The organism is Raineyella antarctica, assembly GCF_900092135.1.
GTDB classification, from domain to species: Bacteria; Actinomycetota; Actinomycetes; order Propionibacteriales; family Propionibacteriaceae; genus Raineyella; species Raineyella antarctica.
In genome coordinates, this window is sequence record NZ_FMYF01000005.1 from 236271 (window position 1) to 248720 (window position 12450).

Sequence of the window (12450 nt, forward strand, 5' to 3'; positions counted from 1 at the left end):
TCAGCCGCCCGAGACGCCGATCTCGGCGGCCGAGAGGTCCTGGTCGAGCCCGCAGGTGTCGGCCAGCCAGCCCTCGGGCATCGCGACCTTCCCGCGCGGGGAGCCCTGCCGACCGCGGGGGGCGCCGACGGCGGAGTCGGGGAACCGTACGTCCGCGTCCAGCCGCGCCAGCAACCCGTCCAGCTCCTCGAAGCTGGACACCATCGCCAGTCCGCGGCGGATGTCGCCGCCGACCGGGAATCCCTTGAAGTACCAAGCGACGTGCTTGCGCAGGTCGGTCAGGCCGCGGCGCTCCCCCATCAGGCCGGCGAGCAGCTCGCCGTGCCGGCGGAACATCGCCGACACCTCCCCCAGGGACGGCAGGGTGCGGGTCGTACGACCGGCGAAGGCATCGGCCAGGTCGCGGAACAGCCACGGGCGGCCCAGGCAGCCGCGGCCCACCTCGACGCCGGCGACCCCGGTCTGCTCGACCATCTCCAGTGCGTCGGAGGCCTCCCAGATGTCCCCGTTGCCGAGCACGGGGATGGAGACGTGCTGGACCAGTGTCGCCATCGCGTCCCGGTCGGCGTCGGAGGAGTAGGCCTGGGCGACCGTGCGCCCGTGCAGGCAGATCGCTGCGACGCCCGCGTCCTCGGCGATCCGGCCGGCCTCCAAGTAGTACTGGTGGTCGTCGTCGATGCCGATCCGGGTCTTGATGGTGACCGGCACCCCGTAGCGGTCGGCGGCCCGTACGGTCGAGCGCAGGATCTCGGCCAGCAGGTCACGCTTCCAGGGCAGCACCCCGCCGCCGCCCTTGCGGGTCACCTTGGGGACCGGGCAGCCGAAGTTCAGGTCGACGTGGTCGACCCCGAACTCGTTGCAGAGGATCTCGGTCGCCTGTCCCATGGTGGCCGGGTCCACCCCGTACAGCTGCACCGAGCGGGTCTCCTCGGCCGGGGAGAAGGCCAGCATCTCCAGCGACTTCGCGTCGCGCTCGACCAGCCCGCGGGAGGTGATCATCTCGCAGACGTACAGTCCCGCCCCCTGCTCGGCGCACAACTCGCGGAACGCGGCGTTCGTCACCCCGGCCATCGGCGCGAGCACGACCGGAACGTCCACGACCAGGGCATCGGACCGGGACGGGGCGGACAGGCTGAGCGGTGGGGTGAGGGGCACCGATCGAGTGTACGCAGCGGGCCCGGTGGAGCGAAAAGACCGACATCTAGGATGGCACCATGACCCCACAGGCGATCGTTTTCGACATGGACGGCGTGCTCACCGACACCGAGGTGATCTGGGACGAGGTGCGCCGGGGACTGGCCGCAGACGAGGGCCGGGCGTGGCCCGAGGAGGCCACCACGGCGATGATGGGGATGAGCACCCCGGAGTGGTCGCGCTACCTGGTGGAGACCGTGGGGCTCAGTGGCTCCCCCGAACTGGTCGCGAATCGTACGATCGACGCGATGGCGGAGCGGTACCTGGTGCACCTGCCCACCCTGCCCGGGGCGGTGGAGGCCGTGCGCCGGCTGGCCGGCCGCTGGACGCTGGGACTGGCCTCGTCCTCCCCGCGCCGGCTGATCGACTCCAGCCTTGCCGCCCTGGGCCTGACCGACTCGTTCGCCGTGACCGTCTCCACCGAGGAGGTCGAGCGCGGCAAGCCCGCCCCCGACGGCTACCTGCGCGCCTGCGAGCTGCTCGGCGTCGATCCGGCGGCCAGCGTGGCGATCGAGGACTCCAGCAACGGGCTGCGGGCCGCAGCGGCGGCGAGGATGAAGGTGATCGCAGTGCCGCGGCCGGAGTTCCCGCCGGCGGAGGATGCGCTGGCCCTGGCCGACGTCGTGGTGGAGCACCTGGACGAGGTCACCGTCGAACTCGTGGCGGGGCTGGTCTGATGGCGACCCCGGACTTCATCGTCCGCCAGCGCGCCAAGCTCGGACACGAACTGCTGTGGCTGTCCGGCACCACAGCGGTGGTGCTGCGCCAGGGCGAGGACGGGCTGGAGACGCTGCTGATCCGCCGCTCCGACAACGGGCTGTGGTGCCCGGTCGCGGGGATCATCGACCCGGGTGAGCATCCGTTCCAGGCGGCGCTGCGCGAGGTGCGCGAGGAGGCGGGTGTGGTCGCCGAGGTCGAGCGGCTGGCGTGGGTCACGATCACCGACGTGATCGAGTACGAGAACGGTGACCGGACCCAGTACATCGACCACATCTTCCGCTGCCAGTGGCTCGGCGGCGAGCCGCGGCCAGACCACGAGGAGACCACCGAGGCACGGTTCTTCCCGGTGGACGCGCTGCCCCCGATGGCCGAGAAGTACGCCGACCGGGTCCGGGTGGTCCTGGAGGACCGACCCGAGACCCGGCTCGGACCGTACGCGGGCTGAGCCGTAGCGGACCGGTCAGCCGTCCTGGGGCCACCCGGCGGCGAGCTCCCGGATCCGCGCGACGCGGGCCAGGATGGCGTCCACGTCGCCCGGGTCGGACACCAGCCCGACCAGCATCGCGGTCAGCGGGGCACCCGGGCGGCTCGGACCGTGGGCGACCTCGGCGATCATGTCGAGCATCGGCGTACGCACCTGCTCGAGCACCTCGGGCGCGAGCCCGAGCTCGGCGACGACGGCGTCCAGCCACTCGCCCATCCGGCGCATCTTCTCGGCCTCCACGGCCGGGTTGGAGGACTTGGCCACGTCAGCAGCCGATCAGCTTGCCGGCGAGGTAGGACTCGACCTGGTCCAGGGAGATCCGCTCCTGCGACATGGTGTCGCGCTCGCGGATGGTCACGGCCTGGTCCTCCAGCGTGTCGAAGTCGACCGTCACGCAGTACGGCGTGCCGATCTCGTCCTGCCGCCGGTAGCGCTTGCCGATCGCCTGGGCGTCGTCGAAGTCCACGTTCCAGTACTTGCGCAGCGCCGCGGCGAGGTCCTTGGCCTTGGGGGTCAGGCTCTCGTTGCGGGACAGCGGCAGCACGGCCACCTTCACCGGCGCCAGGCGCGGGTCCAGCTTGAGGACCGTACGCTTGTCGACGCCGCCCTTGGCGTTGGGGGCCTCGTCCTCGACGTACGAGTCGACCAGGAAGGCCATCAGCGAGCGGGTCAGGCCGGCCGCGGGCTCGATCACGTACGGCGTGTAGTGCTCTCCCTTGGCCTGGTCGAAGTACTCCAGGACGGTGCCCGAGTGCTCCGAGTGGGTGCCGAGGTCGAAGTCGGTGCGGTTCGCGACGCCCTCCAGCTCACCCCAGTCCGAGCCCTGGAAGCCGAAGCGGTACTCGATGTCGACGGTGCGCTTGGAGTAGTGCGACAGCTTCTCCTTCGGGTGCTCGTAGAAGCGCAGGTTCTCCGGGTCGATGCCGAGCTGGACGTACCACTGGTGGCGGTTCTCCAGCCAGTAGTCGTGCCAGGTCTCGTCCGTGCCCGGCTCGACGAAGAACTCCATCTCCATCTGCTCGAACTCGCGGGTGCGGAAGATGAAGTTGCCCGGCGTGATCTCGTTGCGGAAGGACTTGCCGACCTGGCCGATGCCGAACGGCGGCTTCTTGCGCGCGGCGGTCATCACGTTCTTGAAGTTCACGAAGATGCCCTGGGCGGTCTCGGGACGCAGGTAGTGCAGCCCGGACTCGTCCTCGACCGGGCCGAGGAAGGTCTTCAGCATCATGTTGAAGTCACGGGGCTCGGTCCACTGGCCCTTGACGCCGCAGTTGGGGCAGTTGATGTCGGCCAGCGGCACGGTGTCGGGGTCGGCGAGGCCGTGCTTCTCGGCGTACGCCTCCTGCAGGTGGTCGGCGCGCAGGCGCTTGTGGCAGGACATGCACTCGGTCAGCGGGTCGGTGAACACGCCGACGTGGCCCGAGGCCACCCAGACCTCGCGGGGCAGGATGATCGAGGAGTCCAGGCCAACGATGTCCTCGCGGCCGGTGACCATCCACTTCCACCACTGCCGCTTGATGTTCTCCTTCAGCTCGACGCCGTAGGGCCCGTAGTCCCAGGCGGAGCGCGTACCACCGTAGATCTCACCGCTGGGGAAAACGAAGCCGCGCCGCTTGGCGAGGGAAATGACATTGTCGAGCTTGCTCGGGGCCACTGATCTCACTCCGTCTGTCGGTCGGGGGCATCCGGCTGATGCCACCAGCGGACACCCTATCCGACAGCACTTCCGGCGGTCATTGCCGGGCGGGGAGCGGTACGAGCCCTTCGGGCCCCCTTCCGACCACCGCGACCACGTGTCGAGCTCAGAACCCACCGCGGGGGACGTTCTCCCCCAGCTCGTCCTCCGGCAGGTAGGCGCTCGGCTCGTCGATCGCGTACGGCATCACCGGCATCAGGGCGTACGTCGCGGCGGCGCCGCCGATCGCCCGGCGATAGCTGCCCACGTCGCGCCAGCGGGTGACCAGGGCCCACAGCTGCGGATCGTCGAGGTTGCGGACCAGGTCGACCGACTCCACGCCGGGACGGCTCCGGAAGTGCTCGAGCGCCACGTCGACGGCGGGGCGGAACTCCTGGCGGCGGTCGACGGGGACCCGGAAACGATGGATCGCGAGCACGGGGGCGAGCATACACTCTTAATGATTTTGACTTTCATTAGCGCCTGGATGAAAATGATTTCCATGAACCACGAACGACTGTTGGCAGGGGCTGCCGCACTGACCTGCCTCACGCTGCTCTCAGCCTGCGGCACGTCCTCGAACCCTGCGCAGCACCAGGCCGGCACCCCGGTCCGGGTGGTCGCCGCCGTGTATCCCTACCAGTGGCTCACCGAGCAGATCGGCGGGGACAAGGTCCAGGTGGAGGGGCTGCTGAAGCCCGGAGCCGACGCCCACGACCTCGAACTGACCCCCAAGCAGGTCGCCGACGTCACGCAGCTGGCCGACCTGGTCGTCTACGAGTCCCACCTGCAGGCGCCGGTGGACAACGCGGTCGCGGGTGGCACCAAGGGCCGGGCCCTCGACACCACGACCCTGGTCCAGGACCTGGTGACCACGACGGATGCCAGTGGCCACGACGGCGAGACCCCGGCCACCACCCAGGCCGAGCACCAGAACGAGGATCCCCACCTCTGGCTGGACCCGACGAACATGGCGACCGTGGCGGTGGCGATCCGCGACCAGCTCAGCGCCATCGACCCCTCCGCCGCCGCCACCTTCACGGCCAACACCGACAAGGTGGTCGCTGACCTGAAGGGCCTGGACACCGAGTACTCCTCAGGCCTGGCGCACTGTGACCGCAAGGTCTTCATCACCTCCCACGAGGCCTTCGGCTACCTGGCCCACCGGTACGGACTCGAGCAGATCGCGGTCCGTGGCCTCGACGCGTCGGTCGAGCCGACGGCCGCCAGGATCGTCGAGGTCCAGAACATCGCCAAGCAGGAGGGGGTCACGACGATCTTCTACGAGACCGCCCTCTCCCCCGCCGTCTCGCAGTCGATCGCCAAGGACGGGAACCTGCGCACCGACGTCCTCGACCCGCTCGAAGCGGCCCCCCAGGACACCGCGCGCGGCGCCGACTACCCCGGCGTCATGCGCGCGAACCTGCAGGCCCTCCGCACCGCGAACGGCTGCCGATGAACGCGCCGGTCGTCTCCCTGCGCGACGTGTCGGTGGGGCTGGGTGGCCTGCCGATCGTCCGCGGCATCACCGCGGACATCCGCCCCGGTGAGTTCGTCGCCCTGCTGGGGGCGAACGGATCCGGCAAGACGACGCTGCTGCGCGCCGTGCTCGGGCTCGTCCCCCACCACCGCGGCAGCATCGAACTGTTCGGCGAACCGCTCGACTCCTTCCGTGACTGGCGTCGGGTCGGCTACGTCCCCCAGCACATCGACCCGGCGATGCTGAACTCCACCGTCCGCGAGGTGGTCGGGACCGGACGGTTGCCGCTGCGGCGGCCGTTCGTGCCACCGGGCCGCCGGGACCGGGAGGCGATCGCCCGGGCACTGGCGGAGGTGGACCTGGCCGACCGGGCCAGGACCCGGATCTCCCACCTGTCGGGCGGCCAGCGCCGCCGCACGATGATCGCCCGGGCTCTGGCGACCGACCCGGAACTGCTGGTGATGGACGAGCCGCTCGCCGGCGTGGACCTGGCGACCCAGGAGACCCTGGCCGGCCTGATGCGTACCCTCACGCAGGCCCGCGGGCTGACCGTCCTGGTCGTCCTGCACGAGCCGGGCCCGTTCGCCGACCTCGTCAGCCGCACCCTGCTGCTGCAGGACGGGCGCCTGGTCTACGACGGAGCGGGCTTCGAGCTGGCCCTGCCGCACGAGCACCACCTGCCACCCGAACACGTCTCGTCGCAGACGGACTGGGTGCCGTCGTACCCGACGAGCCAGGACCAGCCCGAGGAGGACTGATGGAGATCCTGACCTACCCCTTCATGCAGCGTGCCCTGGTCGCGGCGCTGCTCACCGGGCTGATCGCCCCGACGATCGGCATCTACATCGTCCAGAAGCGGCTCAGCCTGCTCGGCGACGGACTCGGCCACGTGGCCATCGCGGGCGTCGGCCTGGCCCTGCTCACCGGGACCGCTCCGCTACCGGTGGCGATCGTGGTGGCCATCGGCGGTGCGATCCTGATCGAGTACCTGCGCCAGCACCAGCGCGCCTCCGGCGACGTCGGGCTGGCCATCCTCTTCTACGGCGGCCTGGCTGGCGGTGTCTTCATGTCCGGTCTGGCCGGAGCCGGAGGCCTCAACCAGTACCTCTTCGGTTCGATCACCACGATCAGCAACGGGGACCTGGTGATGATCGTGGTGCTGTCCGTCGTGGCCCTGGTCGTCTCGCTGGGACTGGCCGACCGCCTGTTCGCCGTCTCGACCGACGAGGAGTACGCCCGCACCCTCGGGCTTCCGGTCGGCTTCTACAACTACCTGATCGTGGTCCTGGCCGCCGTCGCGATCTCCCTGTCGATGCGTACGGTCGGGCTCCTGCTGGTCAGCGCGCTCATGGTGGTGCCGGTGGCGGCCAGCCGCAACCTGGCCAACGGCTTCTGGCACAGCCTGTTGCTGGCGATGGCGATCGGGATCCTGGCCGCCGGTGGCGGCATCGTCGGCTCCTACTACTGGAACGCGCCGCCCGGGGCACTGATCGTGCTGCTGGCGATCGGGGTCTTCGTGGCCTCGCTGCCGATCGGCACGGTGCTCACCCGGCGGCGCCGGCGCAGCCGGCTGCTGCCCGTGGCCGAGGAGATCGTCCCGCCGCCGCACCAGCAGGTCGAGCAGCACCCGCACGTGCACGGCGGCCCCGACTGCCACCACCCCACCGCGCAGCACGCCGACCACGTCGACTACCTGCACGACGGCCACCGGCACGCCATGCACGGCGACCACTATGACGAGCACTGAGCGAGGAGGTTCCCACGATGGCCGTCGGACAACGTACGACACGACAGCGTGAGGCGGTCGACCGCGTGATGGCGCAGTCCGAGGAGTTCCGGACCGCCCAGCAGGTCCACGAACTGCTCCGCGCGCGCGGCGACCAGGTCGGGCTCACCACTGTCTACCGGACCCTGCAGGCGATGGCGGACGCCGGGGAGGTCGACGTGCTGCGCACCGGTGACGGCGAGGCCGCCTACCGGCGCTGCACCTCCGAGCAGCACCACCACCACCTGGTCTGCACCGGCTGCGGGCGCACGGTCGAGATCGAGGACCCCGACGTCCACGCCTGGACCCAGCGCATCGGGGCCCAGCACGGCTTCCACGACGTCCGCCACGACCTGGAGATCTACGGCGTGTGCGAGGAGTGCTGGGCCCGCGGCTGATCGGTCGACCAGCACCACCCGCAGCCGATCAGTCGTCGACCACGACCACCCACAGGGTGCGCGGACCGTGCACACCCTCGACCCGGCTCAACTCGATGTCGGAGGTCGCCGAGGGACCGCTGATCCAGGTCAGCGGGCTCCCGGCACGCACCGCCGGGGCGAGCGCGGCGACGGCCTCGGGCACGTCCGAGACGACGTCGCCGGCCCGCACCAGGCAGACGTGCCGGTCCGGGACCAGCGAGAGCGCCCGTCGTCCCTGGCCGGGCCCGTGGTCGAGCACGATCGTGCCGGTCTCGGCGATGCCGACCACACTGGTCGTCACCACCGCGTCGATGGCGTCCAGGTCCGCGGCGGTCAGGGAGCCGTCGTCCACGACGACCGACAGCTCCCCGGCCTCCCGGATCGCCCGGTGCAGCCGCTCGTCGGTGCCCGTGGGCAGGACGACGCGACGGGCGCCGGTCGACCCCAGGGCCCGCACCACCTCGGATGGGAGGTCCCCCGAGGCGCAGCGCACCACCGTCGCCCGGTAGTCCTCGACCCGTTCCACGAACCGCCCGACCACGTCGGGCATCCCGGTCGCCCGGCCGTAGGTCCAGTCGACCGGCCCGTCCGGCTCGGGCACGTCGGCGATCGCCGCCCGGACCCTGCCCAGCACCACGTCACGCGCGCTCATCACGGTTCTCCTTCCACCACTGGCGGAACGTCTGTTCGGGGACCATCGGGACGTCGCGGTTCTGCGTCCAGCGCGACAGTGGTGGCGGCAGCGGCCCGATCGTACGGATCGGCAGCAGCTTGCCGGCCAGCGAACTCGCCCTGCCAGCGGCCTCCAGGCGGTGGTGGTCGGCCATCACCCAACTGGCCGCCCTCATCATCGCCGGCTCGAACTGGTTCGCCTGGTGGCGCTTCTTCTCCTCCACGACCCGGTGGCGCTCGTGCACCAGCAGGTCGGCGATCGGGATCTTCACCGGGCACACGTCGGTGCAGGCCCCACACAGGGTGGAGGCGAACGGCAGGCTCTTGTCGATCGCGGACCCGACACCGCGCAGCTGCGGGTTGAGGATCGCGCCGATCGGGCCCGGGTAGACCGAGCCGTACGCGTGCCCGCCGACCCGCTCGTACACCGGGCAGATGTTGAGGCAGGCCGAGCAGCGGATGCAGCGCAGCGCCTCCCGGCCCTTCGGATCGGCCAGCGCGTTGGTGCGCCCGTTGTCCAGCAGCACGACATGGACGTCCTGTGGGCCGTCGCCTTCGTGCGGGCCGGTCCACAGCGAGGTGTACGGGTTCATCCGCTCCCCGGTCGAGGAGCGCGGCAGCAACTGGAGGAAGACCTCCAGGTCCTCGACCGTGGGCAGCACCTTCTCGATGCCCACCACCGAGATCAGCGTCTCCGGGAGCGTGAGGTTCATCCGGCCGTTGCCCTCGGACTCGACCACGACCAGGGTGCCGGTCTCGGCGACGGCGAAGTTCGCCCCGGAGATCGCCACCTTCGTCCGCAGGAACTTGTTGCGCAGGTGCGTACGAGCGGCGCCGGCCAGGTCGACCGGTTCCTCCGAGAGCCCCTCGGGCGCCGGGGTGCCGTACGTACCCATCTCCTCGCGGAAGATCTCGCGGATCTCGCCGCGGTTGCGGTGGATCGCCGGGACCAGGATGTGGCTGGGGAAGTCGTGGCCCAGCTGGACGATCAACTCGGCCAGGTCGGTCTCCCAGGCGGCGATGCCAGCCTCCTCCAGGGCCTCGTTCATGCCGATCTCCTGGGTGACCATGGACTTCACCTTGGTCACCTCGTGCTCCCCGGTCGCGCGGACCAGGTCGACGATGATCCGGTTGGCCTCGGCTGCGTCCGCCGCCCAGTGCACGGTCGCGCCGGCCCGGGTCAGCGAGGCCTCGAGGGTCTCCAGGTGCTGGTCGAGGTGGCGCAGCGTACGGTTCTTGATCGCCTCGCCGGCCGAACGCAGCTGCTCCCAGTGCGGGACCTCGGCCACGACGTTGGCCCGCTTGGTCCGGATGGTGCCGGTGGCGTGGCGCAGGTTGGCGCGCTGGACCTCGTTCTCCAGACCCTTGCGAGCGGCCTCCGGGAACGGCAGGGCCGGGCGGGTCGACCACTCCGGCGGGGAAGGCGTCAGTCGGCCGTCGCGGTCGCGCGGTGGCTGGGTGCTCATGCGGAGACCCCCTGCTCGGTGTGCGCCAGGATCTCGGCCAGGTGGATCGGCCTGATCCCGCCGCGGTTGCGGTGGATCACCCCGGAGATGTTGAGCGCGCAGAGGTTGTCGCCGGTGACCAGGTACTCGGCCCCGGTGTCCATCACGTGCCGGGCCTTGTCGTTGACCATGGCCCGGGAGACGTCCGGGTTCTTCAGCGAGAAGGTCCCGCCGAAGCCGCAGCACTGGTCGGCGAACTCCAGCTCGAGCAGCTGGATCCCCCGCACCGCGCGCAGCAGCTGGTAGGGCGCGTCGCCCACGCGGGCCACCCGGACGGAGTGGCAGGTCGGGTGGTAGGTGACCCGGTGGGGGAAGTAGGCACCGACATCGGTCACGCCCAGCACGTTGACCAGGAACTCCGAGATGTCGTACGTACGGGCCGCGACGGCCCGGGACTCCGCGGCCAGGCCGAGGTCGCCCGCCTCCTCGGCGAGCATCGCGTGCTGGTGGCGTACGGCCCCGATGCAGGAGCCGGAGGGTCCCACGACGTAGTCGTAGTCACCGAACGCCTTGGCGTAGGTCCGGACGCTGGGCAGCGCCTCGGGGTAGTAGCCGGTGTTGGTGAACACCTGGCCGCAGCAGGTCTGTTCGGGCGGGAACTCCACCCGGCAGCCCAGTCGCTCCAGGATGCTCACCACGGCCCGTGGTGTGCCTGGGAACATCACGTCGTTGGCGCAGGTGGCGAAGAGCGCCACCGTCTTCCCGGCACCGGGAAGGCCAGCGGATGGTTCGGACGTCATTGTCTTTCTCCTCCGTATAGGAAATCTTGTGCGGGCGCCCTCAGGCCGGCAACAGCCACCCGAGGACGGGGGTGGCCATCAGGCCGACCATCAGGCCGAGGAAGACGAGCAGGCCGAGGCTCCACCCGATGATCCTGCGCAGGATGATGGACTCGTGGCCGGCCAGTCCGACCGAAGTGGCCGCGATGGCGAGGTTCTGCGGGCTGATCATCTTGCCCAGGACGCCACCGGAGGCGTTCGCCGAAACGGTCAGGTACGGGTCCAGCCCGATCTGCTTGCCGACCGTCGCCTGCAGGCCGCTGAACAGCGCGTTCGCGGTGGTGTCGGAGCCGGTGACGTACGTGCCGATCCAGCCGAGCAGCGGGGACAGGAACACGAACACCGCACCGGCACCGGCGATCCAGGTGCCGATGGTGACGGTCTGTCCCGAGAAGTCCATCACGTACGCCAGCGCGACGACGGAGGCGATGGTCAGGGCGGTGAAGCGCAGCTTGCGCAGATTGCGGCCCAGGGAGCCGAAGGCGGCCCGCAGCGGGACCCGGTAGAGGACGGCGGTGACGACGGCGATCAGGGCGAGCAGGGTGCCCGGCGAGGACAGCAGCGCGAGCTTGTAGGTGGTCCGCCCGATCGGGTGGCCGGCCGCGTTCAGGATGTGGCCGGACAGGCCGGGCCAGCCGAACACGATGTCGGTCGAGGCCAGGGCATGCTGGACCGGTCCGATCAGGTTGACCAGGGAGAACAGGGCGACGACCAGCACGTAGGGCAGCAACGCCATCCAGATCCGGCCGGCGGTGAGCCCGTGCGGGTCGGCAGGTGCATGCGCGTCGCTGTCAAGGGTCGAGGCGGGCTCCCCCTTCATCGGCAGTCCGATCCGGGCCCGGGCCTCCGCCGATCCCTGCGGCTTCCAGAAGCGCAGCAGGATGACGCCGGCGGCGATGCCGAGCAGCGAGGCAATGACGTCGGTGAGCTCGACCGACACCCAGGTGGAGGTGATCCACTTGGCGGCCGAGAAGACGGCGCCGATGGTCAGGGCGGCGGGCCAGGCCTGCTTCAGTCCGCGGCGGCCGTCGATCAGCAACAGGATCAGGAACGGGATGATGAACGCGAGGACTGCGGTCTGGCGTCCGACGAACGCGCCGATCCGCTCGTAGTCCAGGCCGGACACGTTGCCGGCCATGATGATCGGGGTGGCGATGGCGCCGAACGCGACCGGTGCCGTGTTGGCCAGGAGCACGGTCAGGGCCGAGCGGAGCGGGGCGTAGCCGACCGAGACGAGCATCACCGACGTGATCGCGACCGGCGCGCCGAAGCCGGCGAGGGCCTCCAGCAGACCACCGAAACAGAAGGCGATCAGGATGCCGAGCACGCGGGGATCGTCGGTGATCAGGGAGAACGTCGATCGCAGGTCCTCGAACCGGCCGCTGACCACGGTGACGTCGTACATCCAGATCGCCGAGAGCAGGATCCAGGTGATCGGGAAGATGCCGAAGGCGGCCCCCTGCAGCGCCGACAACCCGGCCAGGGGGGCCGGCATGTCGAAGGCCAGCACCGCAACCAGCAGGGCCGCGGCCAAGGAGGCCAGGCCGGCCCAGTGGGCCCGCCACTTCAGCACGCCGAGCGTGACCAGCATGGTCAGCAGCGGGATCAGTGCCACGAGGGCGGAAGCCGTCACGCTGCCGAGGGGGGCCAGCGTGGGCTGGAAGATCGCCATGGGTTCTCCGTCGTCCAGATGATTGGTCAGACCATTGATGTTCAGGGTAGGCATTGGTCTGACCATTGGTCAAGGCGGTCGGCTA

General features: G+C 70.3%; 14 protein-coding genes. 6 read left to right on the forward strand and 8 right to left on the reverse strand.

The window, feature by feature from the left end:
• The gene (gene dusB / locus GA0111570_RS09565; RefSeq protein ID WP_245703110.1) at window positions 1-1155 is read right to left on the reverse strand and encodes a tRNA dihydrouridine synthase DusB; all 1155 of its coding nucleotides are present in this window, start codon (window positions 1153-1155) and stop codon (window positions 1-3) included.
• 59 nt (window positions 1156-1214) lie between these two features.
• Here dusB and GA0111570_RS09570 point away from each other — a divergent pair, with 59 nt between their 5' ends.
• Together GA0111570_RS09570 and GA0111570_RS09575 are read left to right on the forward strand one after the other, a co-directional pair.
• The gene (locus GA0111570_RS09570) at window positions 1215-1871 is read left to right on the forward strand and encodes an HAD family hydrolase (RefSeq protein WP_092609861.1); all 657 of its coding nucleotides are present in this window, start codon (window positions 1215-1217) and stop codon (window positions 1869-1871) included.
• Window positions 1871-2359, forward strand: coding sequence for an NUDIX hydrolase (locus GA0111570_RS09575; protein WP_092609864.1), 489 nt, complete (start codon window positions 1871-1873; stop codon window positions 2357-2359). Before GA0111570_RS09570 ends, GA0111570_RS09575 begins: the two co-directional genes overlap by 1 nt.
• A gap of 15 nt (window positions 2360-2374) precedes the next feature.
• On the opposite strand, the gene GA0111570_RS09580 is transcribed toward GA0111570_RS09575, so the two are convergent.
• The 3 genes from GA0111570_RS09580 to GA0111570_RS09590 form a co-directional block, all read right to left on the reverse strand.
• On the reverse strand, window positions 2375-2662 hold the full coding sequence (locus GA0111570_RS09580; protein WP_092609867.1) for a DUF6457 domain-containing protein: 288 nt from the start codon (window positions 2660-2662) through the stop codon (window positions 2375-2377).
• Window position 2663: 1 nt separating this feature from the next.
• Entirely contained in the window at window positions 2664-4052 is a 1389-nt protein-coding gene (locus GA0111570_RS09585; protein ID WP_217634097.1) for a glycine--tRNA ligase, read from the reverse strand.
• Window positions 4053-4200: 148 nt separating this feature from the next.
• Complete coding sequence (locus tag GA0111570_RS09590; protein ID WP_092609870.1) at window positions 4201-4512, reverse strand: antibiotic biosynthesis monooxygenase family protein; 312 nt, start codon at window positions 4510-4512, stop codon at window positions 4201-4203.
• A 63-nt stretch (window positions 4513-4575) separates the two neighbouring features.
• Between GA0111570_RS09590 and GA0111570_RS09595 the strand changes: the two genes are divergently transcribed.
• Genes GA0111570_RS09595 through GA0111570_RS09610 form a run of 4 tightly spaced genes read left to right on the forward strand, consistent with a single transcriptional unit; the run spans window position 4576 to window position 7716 of the window.
• Window positions 4576-5532 carry a metal ABC transporter substrate-binding protein gene (locus GA0111570_RS09595; protein ID WP_175557427.1) on the forward strand — a complete coding sequence of 319 codons (957 nt, stop codon included), beginning with the start codon at window positions 4576-4578 and terminating at the stop codon, window positions 5530-5532.
• Window positions 5529-6311 (forward strand): metal ABC transporter ATP-binding protein, encoded by a 783-nt coding sequence (locus tag GA0111570_RS09600; RefSeq protein ID WP_092609876.1) that lies wholly within the window; start codon window positions 5529-5531, stop codon window positions 6309-6311. Before GA0111570_RS09595 ends, GA0111570_RS09600 begins: the two co-directional genes overlap by 4 nt.
• Window positions 6311-7300 (forward strand): metal ABC transporter permease, encoded by a 990-nt coding sequence (locus tag GA0111570_RS09605; protein ID WP_092609879.1) that lies wholly within the window; start codon window positions 6311-6313, stop codon window positions 7298-7300. The genes GA0111570_RS09600 and GA0111570_RS09605 overlap by 1 nt, the downstream gene beginning before the upstream one ends.
• A 17-nt stretch (window positions 7301-7317) precedes the next feature.
• Entirely contained in the window at window positions 7318-7716 is a 399-nt protein-coding gene (locus GA0111570_RS09610) for a Fur family transcriptional regulator (RefSeq protein ID WP_092609882.1), read from the forward strand.
• Window positions 7717-7744: 28 nt separating this feature from the next.
• Here GA0111570_RS09610 and GA0111570_RS09615 read toward each other — a convergent pair whose 3' ends face one another.
• From GA0111570_RS09615 to GA0111570_RS09630, 4 genes are read right to left on the reverse strand one after another with little or no spacing between them, the layout of a single operon-like run.
• Window positions 7745-8389, reverse strand: a complete 645-nt coding sequence (locus tag GA0111570_RS09615; protein ID WP_092609885.1) for a LutC/YkgG family protein — start codon at window positions 8387-8389, stop codon at window positions 7745-7747.
• Complete coding sequence (locus tag GA0111570_RS09620) at window positions 8376-9875, reverse strand: LutB/LldF family L-lactate oxidation iron-sulfur protein (protein ID WP_092609887.1); 1500 nt, start codon at window positions 9873-9875, stop codon at window positions 8376-8378. The genes GA0111570_RS09615 and GA0111570_RS09620 overlap by 14 nt, the downstream gene beginning before the upstream one ends.
• Window positions 9872-10654, reverse strand: coding sequence for a (Fe-S)-binding protein (locus GA0111570_RS09625; protein ID WP_092609890.1), 783 nt, complete (start codon window positions 10652-10654; stop codon window positions 9872-9874). Before GA0111570_RS09625 ends, GA0111570_RS09620 begins: the two co-directional genes overlap by 4 nt.
• A gap of 40 nt (window positions 10655-10694) precedes the next feature.
• On the reverse strand, window positions 10695-12365 hold the full coding sequence (locus tag GA0111570_RS09630; RefSeq protein WP_092609895.1) for an L-lactate permease: 1671 nt from the start codon (window positions 12363-12365) through the stop codon (window positions 10695-10697).
• Window positions 12366-12450 lie beyond the last annotated feature (85 nt).